Source organism: Bacteroidales bacterium (assembly GCA_014860575.1).
In the GTDB taxonomy this organism is placed as follows: Bacteria; Bacteroidota; Bacteroidia; order Bacteroidales; family JAAYJT01; genus JAAYJT01.
This window is the reverse complement of record JACZJK010000017.1, coordinates 1-22,461: the sequence shown is the minus strand read 5'-3', so window position 1 is coordinate 22,461 and position 22,461 is coordinate 1. Positions and strand designations below refer to the sequence as shown.

The window sequence follows — 22,461 nt, the reverse complement described above, 5'->3', positions numbered from 1 at the left end:
CGCTGGCAAATAAAACGCCGAAAATTTATCAAGTGCTTATGCCGCCACAAACTTCACTGCTGAGGCTTTAAATCCTGCCCAAACAACTTTCCCCGGTTCCAGACGTAGCCTTGCAACCGATTCTTTTGCAACAATCGCTATCAATGGAATTCCTGCATCAATGCTGATCTCATAACCCACACGGGCGGGTTCCACGGAAGTGATAACACCTTTTAGATTATTGGCAGCGCTGCTGTCGAGCGGCTCTGGTGAAAGAAATATATCTTCGCTGCGGATCACTGCAAATCCTTTTCCTGCCGCCTGATCGCTCAGAATATTTATGATAACCCCATTCATGCGGAAGCTGCGCATTCCGTCAGTATTTTCAAAAAGTTCGCCGGCAAAGAAATTCCTGATGCCCACAAAATTGGCTATAAACGAAGAGCGTGGATGATGAAAAACTTCATCGTGTAAACCACACTGAGCAATCGTGTTATTTTCAACTACTGCAATACGATGGCCTAAAATGGCAGCCTCTTCATAATCGTGGGTCACATGCAATATGGTCTGACCCTGTTGATTGAGCCGGCGAAGCAATGAACGGATACCGCCACGTAGCTGCACATCCAGCGCGGCAAGGGGTTCGTCGAGCAGTAAAACTGCCGGTTTGCGAACCATAGTGCGAGCCAGCGCTACGCGTTGTTGTTCGCCACCTGAAAGTGTTGTGGGATTTCTGTGCAGCAAATGGCTTACTTCCAGTTCTGCTGCCACCTGCCTGACAGTTTCCAATCGCTCACTTTTACTAATTGAAGCATTTCGCAACGGATAGGTAATGTTATCAAAAACACTCAGGTGTGGGAAGATAGCAAAATCCTGGAAAAGCAAACCCACTTCCCGTTGCTGTATTGGCAGGTTGGTGATGTCATTTTGCTTGAGGACAAGCTTACCTTGCTGAGGCATATAAAATCCGGCAATCAGTTCAAGGATTAACGACTTGCCCGCACCCGACGGCCCGAGCAGAATAAAATATTCGCCTTCTTCCACCGCGAAATCAATGTTATGCAGCGAAAAATCACCAACATTCAATGCTATTTTATCGAGCCTGAGCATTTCCATGTCTTCCTAATTTATTGGTGAACAATCGAAGTGCAATAAAGAAAACCAGGCAAACTGCCAGGAACAAGACTGCCACCGGCCGGGCATAAGCTAGCCCGAAAGCGCTGAAGCGTTCATAGATCATTACCGGTGCAATCATAGGATGGTAAGCTACGATGATCACAGCGCCAAATTCACTCATGCCGCGGGCAAACATCATTACAAAACCCGACAAAACACTGCGCCATGCCAGCGGCAATGAAATACTCATAAAAACCCGGAAATGTGAAGCGCCCAGGTTTAACGCTGCTTTTTCAAGTCTTTCAGGTACAGCGGCAAATCCATCACGGGCGGCATTGATCAGGAAAGGAACACTCACGAAAGCCATAGCTAGGGCAATACCGGCAGGATTGCCCACCAGGTCAATGCCAACAGACGAAGCCATTTTTCCTAATACTGAATCGCGTGAGATAAATCCCAGCACTGCAATACCGGCAGCCGAATGAGGGATCACAATAGGAAGATCAATAATACCGCTGATCAGTTGTTTGAACCTGAACTCTTTCCGTGCAAGCAACCACGAAAAAGGAATGGCAGCCAATGCAAAGACGATGGTTGCTGCCATTGACACCCAGAGCGTAAGGCCAATGCTTCTTCTCACCTCTGCTTCCTGCGCAGCTTCAAAAAGTTGCGATGGGGTTGTTGCCAGCACCATGCCCAGCAGCGGTCCTACAATAAAAAGCAGGACAAGACCGCCAAGCAAGGCCACAACTATATTAAACAACCTATAATTCATCAACTTAAACAAATTCTGTTGTAGCTGTTATGCATTGCGAAATTAAACTAATTGCTAATACTACGGTTTACCAGCTTTTCTAGAAATGCTTCCATAACAAGAAGCACGAACAATAAGCTGGCACTCATTTATTTCAACATTCCATTGGATCGAAAAAAATCTTAAAGGAAAGACCACTACACATCACTTCTGATTCCAGTTTTTGGCTAAAATCAATGAATACCAATATGTTAAAAATTTGTTAAAGGTGGTGCATTTAAAAATAACAGGCAATCCGATAACTTTTACGACGTTAACTATGAAGTGAATTATTCTTTATCTGTATTGCTTAAACATAAACAACAGCAAGAGTTCCGGCGCACCGGACTATTCAAATTGAACTGCATGAGCTATCATGTACAAATGTTTTTGCACCTAATTAATCTAAAATTTTAAGAAAATGAAAAAGCTATTTTATTTGATACCGATTGCTGCTGCAATATTAACAATGGCAGCTTGTAAAAAAGATGATGACGATGATCAACATGGTCTCACCGCTGTTGCAGGGCCCGACAGGGAAGCGCCAACAGGTGAAACCGTTCAGCTGGATGCTTCCGCTTCGGGTGACTTGAATGGCGGGGGTTTTCAGACCCTATGGGAATTTATTTCAATTCCGGTTGGAAGCAACACAACCATCAGTAACGCCAGCTCGGTTACAGCTTCTTTTGTCCCGGATATTTCCGGAGATTATGAGATACGCCTTACAATCTCCAATAATCTTGGCGAGAGCACAGATAATGTAAGGATCACAGCCCTGCCTGCAACAACGGCTTTGAGCGGTTCGTACAATGATGATCTTCATCTGACAGATATTTTTGAAGATCCAAACCTGCCTGATTACATTGTGAGCGGCAATGTTGAAATGTTTGCCATGATGACCATTGATCCCGGTGTTCGCATCCATGTGATGAGCGATCGTCGCATCAGGATCAGAACCTCTGGTGTTATCAAAGCTTTGGGTACGGCAGACCAGCCAGTTATAATCACCGGTGAGTCCGAAATCCCAGGGTTCTGGACAGGAATTCTCCATGAGTCGAACAACATTGAAAATGAGTTTAACCATGTACACGTATCCGCTGCCGGCAGTAGTGACATCACATCCGGACGTCCGCAAACGGCTTTTCATGTTGAGAATGGAAGAATTAATATCCAGCATTGTTCTTTTACAAGCAACGATGGATTTGGTTTAAGCATTCATAATGATGCTGCCGAAGTTGGCATGATGGAAAATAACTTTGACTCAAACAGCCTGGGTGCTATGCAAATCAAAGCAGCCCATATTGGGTTCATTGATGAAGCCAGCGATTTCAATGGCTTTGCAATTGAAGTTAACGGAGGCGTGCTTCCTGCTGACTCTGAACACCAATGGGTAAAACCAATGAATGGGCATTACCTGGTGAAAAATGAAATTGACGCGCAAGGCGAGGTTGTCATCAATGAAGGAGCTGAATTCAGGTTTGAAAGTGGCATTCGCTTCCGCGTGCGGAGCACTGGCGTTATACAAGCCATGGGAACCCCTTCAGATCCCATCATATTTAGAGGCACAGTGGAACAGCCCGGAGCCTGGACCGGACTTTTTATTGAAAGTTCTTCGGTTGAGAACCAGTTGAATCACATGAACTTTTCTCATGCAGGCCATAGTGATATCGCATCGGGTTACGGTAAAACTGCGCTTGCCCTGGCCAGCACTGCGCGTGCCAGCCTCAGCGGTTTGATATTCTCTGATATAGATGGCTATGGCATTTACATCAGGTATGATAATACGGTGATTAGTTTTGACAACCTGAATTTCGGTGCAGGACTGACTGAAGGAGCGGTTTTCATGCGCACACCCCAAATGTCGTCCATTGATCATGCAAGTGATTTCGGAAACAATTATGTAGTTGTGGATGGCGGGGTACTGAACACAGGAGTAAACCAGGATTGGATCAAACTGCAGAATGGGAAATACGTGTTTACCTCCAATGCAGATATTTACGACCGGGTTACAATTGAAGCCGGTACAGTGCTGGAGTTCACCAACGATGTATTATTCCGTCTCAGGTCAGCCAGTGTAATTGTTGCACAGGGAACCCCCGCCGAACGAATAGTCTTTACCCGTAGGGCAGGAACTGGTGCGCACTGGAAAGGGATTTACTATCAAAGCAATTCAGTGGAAAGCATCATGGATTATGTTGAGATTTCCTATGCCGGTAACAGCAGCGTTGGTTCGGGCTTTGGACAAACCAATACCGGGATTGATGGAAATGCGCAACTTACGCTTACCAACAGCATTATCAGCAACAGTTTGGGCTGGGGCATTGATGTAAGAATTAACGGCGCTTTAACCGAATCTAATAACACATTTAACGGAAATGCCCTTGGAGATATTAATTATCAGTAGCCTTCCCTTTTAAACCCTAACCAACCATTTAAAACTCCCGTATCTTTCTGATGCGGGAGTTTTTTTTCGAGCCGCCGGCACAAATAATACTGAACAAACTGGTAGCGGTTAAAAATGATTTAACTTTACCGTATGATTATAAGCATATGAATCAAAAATATGTTGGATTGAGGAAGATGGACCTTACTGCGGGATCACAAGATCAATAGAGTAGAAGAGTTTCTTTAAGAGATCTTGCAGGAAATTTGTGGTCAGACGGAACACAACTTTGAACAAATATAAAATTCTCAGACATGACCAAACCAGAAACTGTTGATGAATACATAAAAGCAGCACCTGTACATGCACAGGAAAAATTGAATGAAATCCGCGCGTTATTAAAATCTATTGCTCCGGAAGCATCCGAAGAGTTGAAATGGGGGCAACCCGTATTTATTGAAAAAAGGATTTTATTTTCCTATGCGGCATTCAAAAAGCATATGACCTTTATGCCTACGGGCCCTTCATTAGAACCATTTAGAAATGAGCTAACTGCATTCACAACCGGAAAAGACAGTGTACATTTTGATTACGACAAACCATTGCCAAAACAATTAATTGAAAAGATTGCAAAATACAGGTATAAGGATGTTATTGAAAATGATGCAAAGTGGATGTATTAAAGTTCAATTGCCTTTAAAACAGTGAGTGAAAATGCCCTCGGAGATATTAATTATCATTAGCCTTTCTATTTAACCCTAACCAACCATTTAAAACTCCCGTATCTTTCTGATGCGGGAGTTTTTTTATGCGAACCGCTGGAACAAATTATCATGACGTACCACCAGTTAAGCAATAACTACATACCCGCATGGAACATATAATGAGGGAAAGACGCTATTTATATCACTTGTCCATCGAAGATATTTATAGAAAATTCTTCCACAAAAAGTTATATTGATATTGCGTCCGAATTTCAGCAGATATTATTTGTATTTTCGTCGCTGCTAACGCGGGGTTATTAGCATAACTGACGCTGGAGCCAATATCCATTCCATGAACAGCCTAAACAAGATATAAGATGGTAAGAAAACTGTTTTTGAATGATAAATTTATTCTACTTCTTATTCTTTTAAACACAGTTTTCATATTTCTAGGCGGTTACACTGTTTCTCAACATGATAGATTTTTAATTTCAATAGCAGATAATTCAATTACTGCGCTTTTCATTATTGAGCTTCTAATTAAATTAAAAGCCAATGGAATTACTCATTATTTTGCATCAAATTGGAACAAATTAGATTTCTTTCTGATTTTAGTTTCTGTACCTGCCTTGATAACCTTTGCTTTTAATCTTGACATGCTAGATGTAAGCTTTCTACTTGTATTTAGGGTGTTGCGTGTATTTAAAGCTTTCCGTTTTCTTAAATTTATTCCAAACGTAAATCATAGTCGCAGGAATTCAGAGAGCATTAAAAACATCAATTTTCATTCTAATTGGCTTTGTTACTTATGTTTTTCTAATCGGTATTTTGTCGTTTCATTTGTTTAATGGCTCTGGCTCTGAGTATTTTGAAAGCCCTATGATTGCTTTGTACTCAACTTTCAAAATATTTACGGTAGAGGGTTGGTCTGAGATTCCAGAGCAAATTGCAGCCAATTATTCTTCTACTAGTTCGCTTTTCATCTATCTTTATTTCATCATTTTAGTGTTAACAGGTGGTATTTTAGGCCTTTCTATAGTAAATTCAATATTTGTAGATGCAATGGTTAGCGACAACAATGATGCTCTCGAAAAGAAAATAGACAACCTTGATATAAAAATTACTAATTTGTTAACCAAAATAAGAGAAGATGAAACTAGAAAAGATATTGGATAATGTTAATTCTTTGGAAAAGAACTCATTTCTAAAGATTATTGACAGCATTAAATCCTGTAACCCTAAAAACAGTAAGGAAATAGATAAAATATTATCCGATAGTAGCAGTGATTTAAAAAGTGTTGATAGTATAAACATTGTCAAGGTTTTCAATCTTGTAAAAAATGAGTTTGCAGAATCAGTTAAAGCAGAATTTGTTAATACAACCTCCCAGTTAGATATTTTTATAGATATTCTGATTAAGGACGGAAATTGTATTATGAGTCAAAATTGGCTTGCTCACTTATATCAAATTGAACTTACTAAGATAAAAAATAAAACCGGGCAACTTAAAGCAGAGCTTTTATTGGAAAAATCTACCATAGAAGAAAGTAGGAAACGTGATTACAACATCTACAAATCTTGTGTCGAAACGGCATACACCAATGATTTAGATAATAATAGAGACACAAAGATCACTAATGATGAATTGTCTATACTATTAACATTGTCGAATAAACTCGAATTATCACAAGAAGAAATAAAGTTGATAAACTACCTTATAATTCCTCCTGAAAAGCTTAATATTGACAGTGTTATCGCGTTACTAAAAAATATTGGGGTCATATTTTATTCAAGAAAGAATAATTTGGTTTATGTCGCTGATGAGATTGTTTCTATTTTGCGTAGAATCAGGAATAAAGAATTAGCTGATAAGTTTCTTCGCCGTGTTTTGAAAACCTTCAAGGAACCTCAAATCAACCTTATTTGTAGAAAGCATAACATCGATATTAAAGAATTAGATTATGATTCGAAGATTAAACAAATAATTCGAGAAGGGATTTCATTTACCAATCTTTTGGTAACCGAACTGCATAAAGACAATACGACGGTAACCGACAGGAAAAAATTTGTTAATGACCTGTGGGAAAAAGGATTAAAAGTTACAACTCCTTTGCGTGGTATTACTCTTGATGAAAAAATTGAAAATATAATTTCATACTTTGAGGAACTAGAAAGAGACGAGAAAGTTGGTATCTCTGTTGAAGGTTATGAGAAATTGCTGATTGACTTAACTGCGTCCATAAAATCATTTAAGAAGTATGTTTCTGACGAATTTGAGTTTTCTGAAGATGTTATAATTGATACCCCTACTTTACTAATTTACAATATTAAACCACGTGACATCCTCGACATTATTCCTTCCGACGAATTAAAGTCATTTGCAGCGGCATTGCAAATTAAATCCAAAGGCGATCTAATATCAAACATTATTGAGGCATACAAAGATGCTGAGAATCTATTGATTGAAAACTATGAAGCAATTGGATACCGAAACCTCTCTTACCTAAAAGACAATGGAATTACAATCAAAGAAAGTGAAATTGGAATTAAGTTTGAGGAAGTTACAAAATCAATATTCGAAAAGTTCGGCTTTCACGTTGATGATAAACTGAAGAACAAATTATGCACGGCTAAGGATAAGCCAGACATATTTCTTAATTTAGGTAATAACGATGTCATAATAATTGAATGTAAGACCGTTAAGGAAAGCGGCTATAATAAATTTAGCTATGTCTCCCGTCAGATTCAATCGTATGTTAATTTGGCAAAAGACAACGGTTTAAATGTTGTAAAATCGCTTCTTATCGCACCAAACTTTAGTGATGATTTTGTAAATGATTGTGATTTGGAATTCGAGATCAACCTTTCTCTGATTACTGCAGGTTCATTAGTCAATATTTTAGAAGGGTTCCGAAATTCAAAACTAAAACAATTTCCTTATCAGCTTTTAATGAAAGATGTGTTAATTAAAGAAGACAGGATTTTAAAAGCTATCAGCAAATAAAAAACATCCCGCTAAGGCTAAATATATTGGCACTCTGAACACAATTATTCAGGGCTGCCATCCCTTTCAGGGATTGCATCCCTACAAAATCACAACTATATTCCATGAACACCCAAAACCCCCAATATTTCACAAACCGCGCCGAATGGCGCAATTGGCTGAACGGGAACTTTGATAAGGAAAAAGAAACCTGGTTTGTGTTTGCCAACAAGAGTTCAGGGAAACCTACTGTATCTTACAACGATGCGGTTGAGGAAGCCTTGTGCTTTGGCTGGATTGACAGCATTGCGAAACCGCTTGATAACGATCACCATATGCAGCGCTTTACACCAAGGCGTGTAGGCAGCGCATATTCACAGCCCAATATTGAGCGCCTGATATGGCTGTTGCAACAAAACCTGGTTCACCCAACATTGGTGGAAGAAATGGAAAAAATCGTGAACAAGGAATTTGTGTTTCCGGCGGATATTATGGATGCGATCAAAAGTGATGTTACAGCCTGGGAAAACTACCAGCATTTTACCGAATCCTACAAACGAATACGCGTTGCCTACATTGACGGGGCGCGCAAACGCCCTGAAGAATTTGAAAAGCGCTTAAACAATTTTATTTCAAAAACCAGAGAAAAAAAACTGATCATCGGGCATGGCGGGATTGACAAATATTATAAGTAGCCGAAATGCCAGTAAGAGTTGTGAGAGCAAAGCCATTCGGTATGAGTTGCCTACTACCATCCCTTACGCCAGGGATGCCATTCCCTCGGGCCTCGGGGCTTGTTTCCTTGAACACAGATTTTTCAATACTTTTGCCCCCTTCAAATCACCAGAAAACAAATGACAAGTTTTAAAGCCAGGATGTTCGGCTTCATGATGAGAAACGGACATTTGTTGCAGGGAAGACTAAGAAAAGAGAAATTTGATTTCAACACATCCATTCCTGCCTTCAGGGAGCGTTGTGAAAAAGGAGCAGCGAAATACGCGAAAATCCCGGAAGGAATCAGCATTAAAAAACAAACGATTGAAGGAATAAAGTGCGAGTGGCTCATACCTCATGGCTCGAACCCTGGGAAGTTGATCCTCTATGTGCATGGCGGGGGTTATGTTTCGGGTTCCTGCAGCGACCACCGTGGTTTCGTTTCAAAATTTGCAAAGTTTACAGGCGTCACCAACCTGATTTACGAATACAGACTGGCGCCTGAACATCCTTATCCAGCAGCTCTTGATGATTCGGTTAAGATGTATGCGTGGGCGCTGGCAAATGATTATGAACCTGAGAACATCATAATTGCCGGTGAATCTGCCGGAGGCGGTTTAACGCTGGCAATCCTGCTGGCGCTGAAAGCGCGAAAGATTGAGTTTCCTGCTGCTGCTGTGGCCATCTCGCCCTGGACCGATCTGAGCTGCTCAGGCGATTCATACCGGACAAAGAACAATTTGTCGCCGGCACCGCTAAATTCCTGGATAGTATTCAGTAAGTATTATGTAGGTGAGAACCAGCTTACGAACCCTTTGATCTCACCTCTGTATGGCGATTTTAAGGGATTACCACCCATTTTCATCAATTCGGCGGTGAATGACGAGCTTTATGAAGATGGCGAAAAGTTCTCCGAAAAGGCCAGAGTAGCAGGAGTTGACATAACTTTCAGGGCCGGAAACAGTATGTTGCATTGTTATCCTTTGCTGGCCCCTATGTTCCCTGAAGCCTCGGAAGCCATGAACGAAATTGTTGGGTTTATTAAACGGTATCTGAAGCTAAATTCATAATACCCAATAGGGCTGCTATTCCCGAGGCACGAGGGGATGGCAGCCTTGAACTTGAAATTTTGGGTTCGTTATAAAAACATCTGAGGTGACAAACAGGGCTGCCATCCCTGCAAGGGATGGCAGCCCTTTCCCTAAGATGCAAACCCTGAGGCACGAGGAGATGGCATCCTTGAACAATTACAAATATTAAAAATAACCGATATGCCTGTATTCATTGCAATGCTCAGAGGAATAAACGTGAGCGGACAAAAATTAGTCAAAATGGACGCTTTAAGAAATCTGTTTGAGAACCGGGGTTTCGAGAATGTTAAAACCTATATCCAAAGCGGGAATATTGTTTTTCACAGCAACAATCCGAACCAGCGAGACCTGGAACAGATAATATCCGCAGGACTGAAGAAGCAATTTGGGTTTGATATTCCGGTGACGGTTTTGGCAGTTGAGGAGCTTAAAAAAATCGCGCTCAACAACCCTTTCATCAATGACGATTCCAAGGACAGATCCTATCTGTATGTAACCTTTCTGTCAGCCGAACCAGAAATGGCTTTGTATGAACACATAAAGAACGAGCAATATCAGGGCGAAGCGTTTGAATTGTCAGGCAAAGCAATCTATTTGTATTGTCCGAAAGGCTATGGAACAACCAGGCTCAGCAATACTTTCCTGGAAAAAAAGTTGAAAGTCGCTGCAACTACCCGGAACTGGAAAACAGTAAATGCTTTGATGGAATTGGCGGCTGCTGGATAATTTAAAAAATGGCTTATTGTGAAACCTCTACAAGGTTTTTGTTTTAATTGGGTTAACATTTTACAACAATACTATATCGCCTACAGCGAATACGCTTTACAACCATACAGATTCCGTGTGGCACCTGCCTGAATGCGCACATAGGCATGTCACACAGGGAACACGCGCTACAAGCACACGAATTCCGTGTAGCGGATACGGTTTTGTAGAATTAGCAATATATCATGTATTCTAATTCCACGTAATGGATTCACAAATTTATATCTTAAGAAAAGCTTCTTTGAACCCTATTTCCTTCTCTGGCTTACCGAAGTTCCCTGGCTTGGGTCATTCACCAGGCGCTTGGGCAGAAAGCCTTCAGGGTAATGTGTTACGTAAGATTCACCAAAAAGCCGGTTATGAATGACGGTATTCTTGTAAATATCGTAGTCGAATCTTCCTTTTTTTCTAAACCATAATGTAATAACCGAAGAGGACATAACAATAAAAGTTGAGTAAAGAATGGCCATCCATAACATCTGGCTTTGAACCGGTTCAGTAAAACTAAGCAAGATAACGGCAAATGCGATAGGGCCGTTCTGAATACCGGTTTCGAGCGAAATAGCCCGTTGAAAAAGAGGGAACATCCCAAACAATCTTGACATCCAGTAGCCGAAAAAGAAACCTGCCAGCCCAATACCAACAGCGCCAATATATACTTCAACCGGGGTTTGTAAAAACAATCCACCATGGCGGATGAAGGCTGTGCCCAACAGATAAAGGATCACGATGATACCAACGAATCCGGCTGTGTCTTCAGCAGTTTTTGCCCAATCGGGCGATTTCCTTCTGAGGATCATACCCAAAACCACCGGCACCAGAACCAAAATAAGCGAACTGATAATGTTTTTTACCGGAATGACAAATTCCGCTGCTGATCCTGTAGCCTGCAGGTCGGCGGTAATTTGCCCGGTAAAGCCAGCAGTATAAAGCTTAAGCAATATCGGCATCATGACGATGGCCAGGATGGTTGAAGCCGTGGTCATTGAAATACTAAGTGCCACTGAGCCCCTTGCAAAATAAGTAAACATATTGGATGTGGTACCTCCGGGAAGGCATCCGATGAGAATCAGAGAAATTGCAAATGCTGGATGAAGATTTAGGATGGTTGCCAATGAAAATGCGATAAGAGGCATCAGGCCAAACTGCGATATGAAACCAATCAGAACTCCACGGGGTTTTCGGGCTACAGCACGAAAGTCATCGAGGGTAAGGCTGGCTCCCATGCCAAGCATGATCACAAAAATCATCAGCGCAAGCAATGCCTGGTCGTGAGCATAAAGAAGCTGGGTGTTGAATTCCATGGTGTTGATTATTTTTTTGAGGTTTCAGATGAGAAAATTTCTGCGATCACATGATGGAATTTTTGGCCTACCACATGACGTTTTATCTTAAACAAGTTTGTCATTTCATGGCCAACCTTGAAACTCTGTTTTAGCAGCCGAAAATCACGAATCTGCTCGTATGGTTTATAGCCGTTTGATCCGGCAGTCATCCTGCGGATTTCCTCACGGATGATCTTGTGAGCTTCAGGATTTTCGGCAAGCGCTTCAATGGATTGCTCTTTGAACCCGGCTTGCTGGAAGGTCGTCAATTCAGGAACAATCAGCGCACCAACGAATTTCTCATTCTGACCCACCAGCATACATTGATCAATGTAGTGACTTTGGCTCAGGCGCATCTCAATGGGTTCGGGTTCAACATTCTCACCTCTTGAAAGCACGATTGTTGCTTTGTACCGTCCCAGGATTTTGAGGCAATTGTTATAGGTAATAATTCCTAAATCACCGGTTCGAAGCCAGCCATCCCGCATCGCAAAATTTGTAAGTTCAGGATCTTTATAATAGCCTTTCATGACCTGTGGGCCGCGAGCCCATATTTCACCGCGTTGCAAGCGCCCATTATCCGGAAGATTGCTGTTCGGATATAAAATTTCACCTGTTTCCGGGTCAATGATCCGAACCTCGGTTTCAGGAAGCGGCGGGCCAACGGTTCCAACAACAAGGTTGTCCATTGAGCGAACCGTTATTACCGGCGATGATTCGGTCATTCCATAACCTTCAAGCACAGGAATTCCAACGTAATTGAAAAATTTATCAATATGAATTGGAAGCGCACCTCCTCCAGATATGGTTGCTTTGAGCGAACCACCTGCACCTAGCCTAAGCCGTTCAAGAACTGCAGCATTAAAAAATCCGTACCAGGGTAGCACTATCAACCAACGAATTACATGGAAAGGCATCAAGATAATCGTCTTCCATAAAGGCTGACTATTTAATTTAAGGTTTTTATTTGTGATGAAATACTCCGAAACTTTATATTGTCGTGCAAGGAAATAGGCAATATGAAACAAAACCTGCCTTACAGGGTGAGATGCTTTTACGCTTTTCAGGATGCGTTCATGCAATTTTTCCCATAAGCGCGGTGCCGAAGCCATGAAGGTGGGCTCTACATTTCTCATGTCTTCGCCCAATGTCAGAATGCTTGAATAATACGTGCAACCCCCGAAACTCAATGTATACATTTCCATCACGCGCTCAAAAATATGCCAAATGGGTAGCACTGATAAAATCCGGTCGTTGGCGTTATGGTGGCCGGGAAGGTTCCTGATCTGTGAAATCATATTGGCGTGAGTGAGCATGACCCCTTTGGGTTTCCCGGTTGTTCCGGAAGTATAGATGAGTGTGAAAAGATCATCGGGTTTGATCCCGGCTATCCGCTCTTCTACCTGTTTGTCGCCTCTTTTTCTCAGCGCTGATCCATATTCAAGTATATCCGTTAAGCGCTTCACACCTTCCCTTACTTTTCCTTTAGGATCGAGCAGAATTATTTCACGTAAATTGGGCAATTGTTTCCTGAGCCTGAGAATCCTCTCCATCATCTTCTCGGTTTCAACAAAGGTTACCTCCATGCCCGAATGATCAATGATATAGGCCAGTTCATCATCTGTAACATCACGGCCACGGGGCACATCGGCTGCTCCGCAAAGTTGTACGGCACAATCCGACAAAATCCATTCGAAGCGGTTATCGCCGAAGATTCCTACATGGTCGCGGGCATTAACGCCCAACTCAATCAACCCGGTAGCAAGGTTTATACCTTTTTCGTAAAGTTCACGATAGGTTACGGGTTTCCAATCCAGGGCGCTTTCACGAGTTGCAAAAGCAGGAAGGGTTTCAAATCTTTCTGCTGCTATTTTATAAAGCAAAGCAAGGTTTTCCGTTTTGATCCGACGGCTCATAAATTAAAGCTTGATTAAGATAATTAGAATTATATACCCCTCTATATACCATTACTTTAACATAGCAGGACAAGTGAAGCGAGCAGAAAAGAAGTGAATTTAAGTTTGCAAATATACATTAAACTACATTCATGTATATTTGGTTCAATCATAGTCAAAAATGAAATCCACCGTACGGTGTGAAAGTTAAAAGATGCGATTATACAGCATGGCGATTCCAATTTGTGGAAAAGCTGCAATTCATAGGATGCTGAAGCGGGACAATCAGGAGTTTCAAAATGGAATGCAGAAAGGAATCAGCTTTAAAGGTAAATTGTCAATCTGATCCGTGAGGCAAGGTATTATTGCAGGCTGTCCGTTCTCTTCCATTATTCTTAATCCTTTTTCCTGGTGAAGCAGAAAATCAAGAAATATTTCAGCAACATCCTGATATGGGGCTTTTGAAGGAATGGTTACAGCGTACACCATTGGTTCGCCATAAAATTTGATTTTCTCACCCGGAGCTGTGCCTTGCACTTCAACACTCGCTGTCCGGTAATGCTCATGAAATTCAGGATTGCCCAGGTTGATGCTGTCGGGCAATATGAGGTAGTTTAATCCGTGTTGTTCAGCCACGCTGCGGTAAAGGAAAACGTAGTCAATGGTATAGGTTTCAAGTAAGGCCAGCAGGTCAACTTCCTTGGGGCGGATAAAGCGCGTGTCTTTTCCCAGCATCTGATCGTAAAATTTGTGAAGGTTATAAAAGTTTTGTGCCAATTGCCACATCAGCAATGTGCGGTAACCACAGGGATCAGCATTCGGATCGGATCGGCCAAATCGTACACCGGGGCGTTGCAGGATTTCATGCCAGTTTCCGGTAGTGATTTCTGCAGCATACTTTGATTTATCAGTAAAAACAACTGAAAGTTCATTGCGGGCAAAAGCAATATACCAATCCGCATGATCGGGATACAACAACTCTTCGATCACTTTGTAATCGGCGGTAGCATATATATCACATATACGGTTCAGATCCGTGATTTTACGCGCTGCTGCTACGCTGCCACTACTCTCGGTCAATACCTTGATATCAGAATGCTCCAGGTTAAAATCTTTGATCACTTCCCGTAATGGATATGAAAGGCTGCCGGCATGAAAGATTGTAATGGTGTTTGAATCCGCTGAGTTTTTGCCAAAATCGCAGGAACTCAGGAATATGACTGAAAACAAGAAAACAAGGCGCCACATAAGTTTATGTTTTAAAAACCCCGTCAGGGCTTCAGAACCCTGACGGGGTAAATCAGCGGAAATCCGTTTTATCCGTGTTATCCGCGTTCCAATATTTTATTGCAGATCCTTCACAACCTCTACCACCTCAGTCACATCCATGCCGAGGTTTTTAAGATGTGCCAGTGTTGGAACTCCATTTTTATTCCAGCCACGGCGATAATAAACTGCATCAAGCAATTGCTCATAGCGGCCTTCGCGGTACTTACGCGTGGCATCCATTTTTTCCTGCAAGCTCATCTTTTCAGGATCCATGCCAATGAGTTCTTTCAGTTGCTTGTCATAGCGTTCCTGGCGCGACAGGTATTCCTCTTCGGTAACCGGGCCGGCAGCACGGTAAGGCTGTGCATCGTGCGCACGTAATCCATAACCGCGGCGGATATTAAACACGCGTTGGAAATTATACACCCGCTCACTCTGGCGAATCAATTCCTGCTTGTCGAAATCCTTGCCTGTAACTGCTTTGTATATGGTTACATAATTGTCAACATGCTCGGGAACTTTTGCCGGTTCGGCTGATTCGGCGTTGCTTTCGGGTTCTACATCGTTCCACGGCAGTTTACAAAGCCCTTGCAATCCGAACCAGGTACGGAACATCGGAAAATAGTGAAGCGCTTCGGCTTTATTCTCAAATGTGGGGATCTGGTTGTTCACCATATCCATAAAAATCAACCAGGCTTCGTCATGTTGCGGGCCTTTGTTGGTCATGGCATAACCTCCTTGCTGCGCCAGCGATTCTTTTGAAATGTATTGCGAGTATTCCAGGCCTTTGTTTTCCATACCTATGTCCTGGAGGAACTGTGGATCGCCCCAACCTTTTTCAGCAAACATTTCTTTCATCTTGCGAACGCCAAGTCCGGCTATCACGCCAAAACCTTCTCCACGAGCCAGTTGGTGCAATAGATCCATAGCGGCGTCAGCGTTTCCGAAGTTGAGTTTCATTCCACCGGTTCGCTCTTCGTTTAAGATTCCGGCTTCGTAACATTCCATTACGAAACCAAGAATGGTTCCCCATGAAATAGTGCAAATGCCATAAGTATCGCAATAAAAGTTGGCTTCAATCGTGAAATCCGGGTTGAATATTCCGGCACATGAACCCAATGAAGCGGCGGTTTCATATTCTGGTCCGTCAACAATCACGCTTTCGTCTTTGTAAGGGCCGGTTCGAAGAATATAGTTGTCAACACCTTTGGCGCAGGACATGTTGCATCCGATCCAGCAGCCGTCAGGAACGCCTTGTGTGAAGCGTTCTTTATAAATCTCAGAATGTATTTTGGCTCCATCCGGATGACTGCCAAATTTGAAATTATTTGTAGGAAGCAAATCGTAGTCATTCATTACGTTGGTAAGGTGGGCAGTGCCCTTGGTACGCATTTCGGCCTGACTATCGTCAAGTTCGCGCATCTCGCGGTTGAAGCGGCGGCCACGTTCCATGATGGCTTCCAAATCAATCACATTGTTCAGGTTGCCTTTCACGCCTTTGGATTTAGCAACGAGGGCTTTCACATTTTTATCGAATAATACGGTTCCAATACCGCCACGGCCGGCTTGTTTCAGTCGCACCTTCTTACGTTTTACATCATAAAAACTGAAATTCAGCATTCCAATGAGGCTATGTCTTGCCGCACTGCCGGCAGATACTACTGATATATTTTTCTTGTCTTTTTCGTCGTCGGCGAAAATTTCGGTGAGTACTTCAGCAAGGTGGTGACTGTCTTCGAGTTCGTAAGGCGCTTCATAAATTTCTACAACTTCGCGGGTTTCATCAATAAGAACGATGACTTGCTTGTCGCTCTTACCTTGAAGTTCCATTGAATCAAATCCTGCAAATTTCATGAACGGTCCAAAAAATCCTCCCACGTTACTGTCAATCACAATGTCAGTCTGGGGAGAAATAGTTACCACCAGCGACTTTCCGGTTCCGGAATATTGAGTGATCCCACAGATAGGACCGGTGTTGATCACAATTTCATTTTCAGGATCGTTCCATTTGGTTTCAGGTTTGGTGGCATCCCAAAGAAGTTTGAGGCCAAAACCCTTTCCACCGGTGAACTTTTCTTTCATTTCTTCGCTTACTGGCTTTTCTTTCATCTCAAGGCTGCCAACATTTACATACAGTGTGCGGTTGTTGTAACCTTGCTCGATGGGCTTCCATTCGTACTTGAACTGTTTCAGCAGCTTGTGGCTGTTTTTGATTTCTTCAATATTCATAGCATTGTATTGTTAAAAGTGGTCACTGTTAATCAGTTCACAAAGGTAGAAATATTTTGCCGATCACAAAGCCTGAATGCCTGTAATACGTGGGGATTTGGGGTTTGTTGACGGCTTAATGAAATTGCGATTTGTCAGGCAAATCAATGCTTCCCGAAAGTTTTTTCAGATAGCTAAGAATGAATATAAATTAAATTTGCAAAATGTCGCATTATTTGCGACAAAATGCGTATATTTGCGGTTCAACTAAAACAATGAGGAAAATGACTTCAAAAGTTTCGGAAAGCATGGTCACATACCAATCAACTGACGACAGCAATGTTTTAACACTCATTGCCACAGTCAGAAACGGCCTGGATTACACTTTTTTTTCAGATTTCGCTGATGTTGCACCGTTTTCAATGCTGGAGTGGTCTGAGTTTTTACATCTATCTCCTCGAACCATGCAACGTTATAAAAAAGAACAAAAAGCATTTGATCCGATTTATTCGGAGCGCATTCTCGAAATTATAATGCTTTATAAGCTGGGCGTTGGTGTTTTTGGTGATGAAGATAAATTCCATTCGTGGCTTGATAGCAGCAACATCGCCCTGGGTGGGGTGCTACCAAGATCATTAATGGACAATGCCTTTGGGATCAAAATGATAAAGGACGAGCTCAACCGCATTGAACACGGTGTACTGGCATGATCGTTTACCGTTTGGCAAAAGCTAAATACAGCAGTGATCTTACAGGAAAAGGCGCTGAGAAAACAGGTGGCCGCTGGAATAGCAAAGGCACTTCCCTGCTTTATACAAGTGAGTCGAGAGCCCTTTGCACGGCGGAAATCGCTGTTCATACACCGCTTGGGTCTGTACCAAATGATTATGTAATGATTTCAATTGAGATTCCTGATGACGCCAGCATCACACAAGTCGGCTTTGAGGAATTACAAGAAGACTGGAAAACGTTTCCCAATTCGCATGCCACCCAGGAAATCGGAGATCGCTTTGTAGCGGATAATCTGGCGTTGGTGCTCAAAGTTCCTTCAGCCATTGTTCAGGGTAATTTCAATTTTCTTGTAAACCCCCAGCATCCTGATTCCAGGAAAATAAGTATTATCGAAATAGTAAACTTTGAATTTAACACGCGGATGTTTGTCAATTGATTCTTAAAGCTGAGATTCTGAAGCGTTAAATACTATTTTAGAACCTTTCACTGCACCTTTGGCAAAGCCGAACTGTGATGTTCTACAATCAGCCAATTTGAATCAAACTTCTTATAGACAAAAGTAAATCGAACCGGAATTTCAACAATTTCAGCATTCTGAGTAACTGAGAATACATAGATCCCTGAATTAACAGCCATATCGCCAAATATCCTTATATTCTCTTCCTTCATTTCCGCGCTTGGAGAAAGGGATAGGAAAAAATCAAAATAATCACCGATTTCTTTATGATTATGCCTTACTTTAGGTGAAAGCGTAGGCAACAAAATTGCTTCTTTGGCATAAAGTGTAAGAACCTGATCGGTTTTTTTTGATTGGAGAGCATTGTTCCATTCCTGGAAAAGCTTGTGAACTTCTGATTTTGATATCATTGAAATAAGTGTTGTTGAGGCTTAACTAGGTTCCAGCATCTTAAACAAGACTTTGTATGGAATTGTTGAATCCGGATCAAACAAGCATAGCATGCTGTGAATCTTTTTCTATTTTTGCCCTACATAACTATATACACTTTTGATGGAGCGCTAAATTCATAAAGATGCAATGGATTTATGATACACTAAAAACAAAAACCGTTGGTATTGCAGGCTGCGGAGGATTGGGATCAAATTGTGCAATGGCGCTTGCGAGAGTTGGAATTGGCCGTTTGATCGTCGCCGATTTTGATGTTGTGAGTAACAGCAATTTGAACAGGCAGTATTTTTTTAACGATCAAATCGGCATGCTAAAAGTGTATGCTCTGAAAGAAAACCTGCTCCGTGTTAATGCCGATGTGAAAGTAAATGCTTTCGATCTCCGGCTATGTTCAAATGATATCCTTGAAGTCTTCAGCGATTGTGATGTGATCATCGAAGCCTTTGACCTGGCGAAAATGAAACAGATGATCATTGAAACTGTACTTATGTTTATGCCGGATAAATATATCATCTCAGGCATGGGGCTTGCAGGCTGGGGCGACAACAATTTATTAAAAACTGCATTTCACGATAAGTTGATTGTGTGTGGCGACGGCGAAATTGAAATTTCAGAAACCCTGCCCCCACTTGCCCCGCGTGTGGGCATTGTTGCGCATATGCAGGCCAACATGGCACTTGAGTTACTTCTTGGGAAAATGCCTTACAGTAATCCAATCAAATAAAGCGTTCGGAAAATGAAAATAGTGCTAAACAATACATCAGAAGATTTTGATAGCGATAAACTGACAGTGAGCGAATTACTCAAAATCAAGAATTTCACATTCAAGATGCTGGTAATCAAAATCAATGGAAAAGTAATTCGTAAGCATGAATACGAAGCTGCTTACATAAAAGATGGCGATCAGGTTACGGTACTGCACCTGATTACCGGAGGTTGAATTCGGGATCAAACTACCTCAGCAACCACAAAAGAACTTCCTCCTACAAAAACCAGATCCTCTTTTCCGGCTTTGGTTTTGGCAGCATGAAAAGCCTTGCCAACCGATGCATAGATGTCACCTTTAAGTCCGATTTTATCTGCTTCCGAAGCTAGCAATGATGCGTCTAATCCCCGCGGGATATCAGGTTTGCAGAAATAATAGATTGCCGAAGCGGGAAGCATCGTCAGTATGCCCGCAACATCTTTATCGTTGACCATGCCCAACACAAAATGGAGTTTTCTGAATTCTAAAGTGCTAATCTGTTTAATTATAAATCTGATCCCGTCCTTGTTGTGGCCAACATCGGCAATGATCAGCGGGTTGCGCCCCAACACCTGCCAACGGCCTTTTAAACCTGTATTTTGAGTCACCTTTGCTATACCGTTGGCAACAGCTTCTGGTGTGATGTGAAAATTTTGGTTCCTTAAAACGTCAAGTACTTTTAACACAGTAACAAGGTTTGGCGCCTGATAATCACCGCCAAGCGGACAATATAAATCCTTAAAAACAATCTCATCATCCCGGTAAACTCTGTAGTGTGAACCTGATGTTAGTGCAGGCTTAGTTTTTTCTACGCGCAACTCCTGATCGGCAAAGTAATATGGTAAATCTAATTCCGTGGCTTTTGAAATAAAAACATGTTCAGTTTCGGGATGGGTTTCACCGACTACGACAGGAATTCCGGGTTTAATAATTCCGGCTTTCTCCTGTGCGATTTTCTCCAATGTATTGCCTAGAAACATCATGTGATCCCAACCAATAGTGGTGATCACGCTTATTTCAGGGCTGAGGATATTGGTTGAATCCAGGCGCCCGCCCATGCCGGTTTCTATTACTGCGACATCGACTTGCTTTTTTGCAAAATGATCAAAAGCAAGCGCCACGCTCATCTCAAAAAAAGAAGGCTTCAAAGATTCAAACTCATTTTTCCATGACTTAACAAAATCAACAACTTCCGATTTCAATATCATTTTGCCGTTGATGCGGAACCGTTCACGATAATCCTTGAGATGTGGAGAGGTGTGAAGCCCGGTGCAATAACCTGCGCTTTGCAGGATAGACGCAAGCATGTGTGATACAGAACCCTTTCCATTGGTTCCGGCAATATGAATAGAACGAAATTTTTTGTGTGGCTCGCCTAACATCGCGCACAAAGACTCGATATTCCCAATATCTGGCTTATAAGCAGCCGGGCCTATCCGGTGAAATACAGGCAACTGATCATATAGGAACTCGATGGTTTGCCGGTAGTTCATGATTGAAAAGCCAATCCGTTTATTGCAATTAGTTACGTCGTCGGAAATTGTATGTAATGGTTCCTGTTTGCTCCGGTGCATCGGGATTGGGGCTAAAACGTGCACGCAATGCTGCCTGTTCGGCGGCTTTACGAAGAGCAGGATCGGTTGTGGTTGTTCCGCGGGCCCCAGCAGTAGCACTTATTACCTTGCCAACTTTGTCAACCCAGATGGTAACTACCACGTTGCACTCCTCGCGTGAGGGGTATTCCGGGTCGGGAAGATCAACAGCCGATCTGCCTGAAAGACTGAAAGAAATCCCTTCACCAGCGCCACCTATGCCTTCGTTTGATGGTCTATCCGGTGAACCATCCGGCCTGCCCTGGTCGCCTGCTTGTCCGGTTGCTCCTTCATTTTGCCCTGTTTGTGATTCCTGGGTCCTTGGGGGATACAGTGCACGCGGATCAACTTTTGGAGGTTCAGGCTCGGGATCAGGTTTCGGCTCCACCTTTGGTTCAGGTTTAGGTGGCTGGGGTTTGGGTTCAATTTTCTCTTCTTCCTGGGCGGGTATCGCAACGGTTTCTTCGGTAGTTTGGGTTACAATTTCTTCCTTTTGCTCCGAAGGTTCCGGCCTTGGTGCCGGGGCTGAAGCAGGCTGAACTACTGATGGCTGCTCACGCCCCATGCCTGCATCGGTATAGCCGAGGCTTACTTCAACACCCTCCTCGCCCGGTAGCGGCAATGGGGTTCGCAAAGCAAATAAAATAAACAGTAATAGCAGCAAAGCATGAAACAATGCAGTGCCGATAAAGGCATAGGTTTTGTTTCTTTCTTCTTTACTCATCGCTTTGGCCTGGTGGCAAGGATTACTTTATGTTTGGTATTGTTGCGCTCGTTCACAACATTGATTGCGTCAATCAGCGAAACAATGTATTGCACCGGCACAGTCTGATCCGCTCTGAGTACTACCGTTGCTTCAGTTTCAACTAGCAGCGCTCTTATAAGTTCTTCCACCAGGTTTGTCTCACTGATGGGACGGTCTTCCAGAAAATATTCAAAACTTTCGTTGATATACACCGTGATTGTTTGCTTTGCCATTGTTTTGCTTTGGCTTTCAGGAAGCAAAAGTTTGATGGCATTGGGTGCGATCAGTGTTGAAGTCAGCATGAAAAATATAAGTAGTAAGAACACAAGGTCGCTCATGGAGGCCATGCTGAATGCTATGCTTCTTTTATTCCTTGTTTGTATTGCCATCTCGGAATTTCAGATTTCAGATTTTAGATTTCAGATTGTTTTGTGATGTAGTGATGCAGTATTATGGAGCAATGGAGTGCTGGAGTTGTTAATTCGTTAATTGGTTAATTGGTCAGTATTAGTTCT

Annotated in this window: 22 protein-coding genes; 12 read left to right on the top strand and 10 right to left on the bottom strand. The window is 42.4% G+C overall.

What is annotated here, in order from left to right; translation table 11 throughout:
• Positions 1-36: 36 nt before the first annotated feature.
• Together IH597_04355 and IH597_04350 are read right to left on the bottom strand one after the other, a co-directional pair.
• A complete protein-coding gene (locus tag IH597_04355; GenBank protein ID MBE0661681.1) occupies positions 37-1,095 on the bottom strand; it encodes an ATP-binding cassette domain-containing protein in 1,059 nt (352 codons plus the stop codon).
• On the bottom strand, positions 1,073-1,870 hold the full coding sequence (locus tag IH597_04350; protein MBE0661680.1) for an ABC transporter permease: 798 nt from the start codon (positions 1,868-1,870) through the stop codon (positions 1,073-1,075). The genes IH597_04355 and IH597_04350 overlap by 23 nt, the downstream gene beginning before the upstream one ends.
• Before the next feature lie 439 nt (positions 1,871-2,309).
• On the opposite strand from IH597_04350, the gene IH597_04345 reads away from it, so the two are divergent.
• The 8 genes from IH597_04345 to IH597_04310 all read left to right on the top strand — a co-directional run bounded on the left by IH597_04345 (position 2,310) and on the right by IH597_04310 (position 10,489).
• On the top strand, positions 2,310-4,292 hold the full coding sequence (locus IH597_04345; protein MBE0661679.1) for a hypothetical protein: 1,983 nt from the start codon (positions 2,310-2,312) through the stop codon (positions 4,290-4,292).
• A 293-nt stretch (positions 4,293-4,585) separates the two neighbouring features.
• Positions 4,586-4,954 carry a DUF1801 domain-containing protein gene (locus tag IH597_04340; GenBank protein MBE0661678.1) on the top strand — a complete coding sequence of 123 codons (369 nt, stop codon included), beginning with the start codon at positions 4,586-4,588 and terminating at the stop codon, positions 4,952-4,954.
• A 398-nt stretch (positions 4,955-5,352) separates the two neighbouring features.
• A complete protein-coding gene (locus IH597_04335) occupies positions 5,353-5,823 on the top strand; it encodes an ion transporter (GenBank protein MBE0661677.1) in 471 nt (156 codons plus the stop codon).
• Positions 5,804-6,151: a hypothetical protein gene (locus IH597_04330; protein MBE0661676.1), complete on the top strand. Its 348-nt coding sequence runs from the start codon at positions 5,804-5,806 to the stop codon at positions 6,149-6,151. Before IH597_04335 ends, IH597_04330 begins: the two co-directional genes overlap by 20 nt.
• Entirely contained in the window at positions 6,126-7,979 is a 1,854-nt protein-coding gene (locus IH597_04325; protein ID MBE0661675.1) for a hypothetical protein, read from the top strand. The genes IH597_04330 and IH597_04325 overlap by 26 nt, the downstream gene beginning before the upstream one ends.
• A gap of 104 nt (positions 7,980-8,083) precedes the next feature.
• Positions 8,084-8,653, top strand: a complete 570-nt coding sequence (locus tag IH597_04320; protein MBE0661674.1) for a YdeI/OmpD-associated family protein — start codon at positions 8,084-8,086, stop codon at positions 8,651-8,653.
• A gap of 159 nt (positions 8,654-8,812) precedes the next feature.
• On the top strand, positions 8,813-9,742 hold the full coding sequence (locus IH597_04315) for an alpha/beta hydrolase (GenBank protein MBE0661673.1): 930 nt from the start codon (positions 8,813-8,815) through the stop codon (positions 9,740-9,742).
• A 201-nt stretch (positions 9,743-9,943) separates the two neighbouring features.
• A complete protein-coding gene (locus tag IH597_04310; GenBank protein MBE0661672.1) occupies positions 9,944-10,489 on the top strand; it encodes a DUF1697 domain-containing protein in 546 nt (181 codons plus the stop codon).
• Between the two features lie 287 nt (positions 10,490-10,776).
• Here IH597_04310 and IH597_04305 read toward each other — a convergent pair whose 3' ends face one another.
• The 4 genes from IH597_04305 to IH597_04290 all read right to left on the bottom strand — a co-directional run bounded on the left by IH597_04305 (position 10,777) and on the right by IH597_04290 (position 17,246).
• On the bottom strand, positions 10,777-11,832 hold the full coding sequence (locus IH597_04305; protein MBE0661671.1) for a bile acid:sodium symporter: 1,056 nt from the start codon (positions 11,830-11,832) through the stop codon (positions 10,777-10,779).
• Positions 11,833-11,840: 8 nt separating this feature from the next.
• Positions 11,841-13,769 carry a long-chain fatty acid--CoA ligase gene (locus tag IH597_04300; protein MBE0661670.1) on the bottom strand — a complete coding sequence of 643 codons (1,929 nt, stop codon included), beginning with the start codon at positions 13,767-13,769 and terminating at the stop codon, positions 11,841-11,843.
• Positions 13,770-14,042: 273 nt separating this feature from the next.
• Positions 14,043-14,996 carry an extracellular solute-binding protein gene (locus IH597_04295; GenBank protein ID MBE0661669.1) on the bottom strand — a complete coding sequence of 318 codons (954 nt, stop codon included), beginning with the start codon at positions 14,994-14,996 and terminating at the stop codon, positions 14,043-14,045.
• A gap of 96 nt (positions 14,997-15,092) precedes the next feature.
• Complete coding sequence (locus tag IH597_04290; GenBank protein MBE0661668.1) at positions 15,093-17,246, bottom strand: aldehyde:ferredoxin oxidoreductase; 2,154 nt, start codon at positions 17,244-17,246, stop codon at positions 15,093-15,095.
• A gap of 254 nt (positions 17,247-17,500) precedes the next feature.
• Between IH597_04290 and IH597_04285 the strand changes: the two genes are divergently transcribed.
• Positions 17,501-17,935, top strand: a complete 435-nt coding sequence (locus IH597_04285; protein MBE0661667.1) for a DUF2384 domain-containing protein — start codon at positions 17,501-17,503, stop codon at positions 17,933-17,935.
• Positions 17,932-18,393 (top strand): RES family NAD+ phosphorylase, encoded by a 462-nt coding sequence (locus tag IH597_04280; protein ID MBE0661666.1) that lies wholly within the window; start codon positions 17,932-17,934, stop codon positions 18,391-18,393. The genes IH597_04285 and IH597_04280 overlap by 4 nt, the downstream gene beginning before the upstream one ends.
• A gap of 47 nt (positions 18,394-18,440) precedes the next feature.
• Here IH597_04280 and IH597_04275 read toward each other — a convergent pair whose 3' ends face one another.
• Complete coding sequence (locus tag IH597_04275; GenBank protein MBE0661665.1) at positions 18,441-18,821, bottom strand: SgcJ/EcaC family oxidoreductase; 381 nt, start codon at positions 18,819-18,821, stop codon at positions 18,441-18,443.
• A 167-nt stretch (positions 18,822-18,988) separates the two neighbouring features.
• On the opposite strand from IH597_04275, the gene thiF reads away from it, so the two are divergent.
• Positions 18,989-19,588: a sulfur carrier protein ThiS adenylyltransferase ThiF gene (gene thiF / locus IH597_04270; protein ID MBE0661664.1), complete on the top strand. Its 600-nt coding sequence runs from the start codon at positions 18,989-18,991 to the stop codon at positions 19,586-19,588.
• 12 nt (positions 19,589-19,600) lie between these two features.
• A complete protein-coding gene (gene thiS / locus IH597_04265) occupies positions 19,601-19,804 on the top strand; it encodes a sulfur carrier protein ThiS (protein ID MBE0661663.1) in 204 nt (67 codons plus the stop codon).
• An 8-nt stretch (positions 19,805-19,812) separates the two neighbouring features.
• Here the strand turns inward: thiS and IH597_04260 are convergent, their stop codons facing one another.
• From IH597_04260 to IH597_04250, 3 genes are read right to left on the bottom strand one after another with little or no spacing between them, the layout of a single operon-like run.
• Positions 19,813-21,102 (bottom strand): bifunctional folylpolyglutamate synthase/dihydrofolate synthase, encoded by a 1,290-nt coding sequence (locus IH597_04260; protein ID MBE0661662.1) that lies wholly within the window; start codon positions 21,100-21,102, stop codon positions 19,813-19,815.
• A gap of 28 nt (positions 21,103-21,130) precedes the next feature.
• On the bottom strand, positions 21,131-21,925 hold the full coding sequence (locus IH597_04255) for an energy transducer TonB (protein ID MBE0661661.1): 795 nt from the start codon (positions 21,923-21,925) through the stop codon (positions 21,131-21,133).
• The gene (locus tag IH597_04250; protein MBE0661660.1) at positions 21,922-22,335 is read right to left on the bottom strand and encodes a biopolymer transporter ExbD; all 414 of its coding nucleotides are present in this window, start codon (positions 22,333-22,335) and stop codon (positions 21,922-21,924) included. The genes IH597_04255 and IH597_04250 overlap by 4 nt, the downstream gene beginning before the upstream one ends.
• Positions 22,336-22,461: the final 126 nt, after the last annotated feature.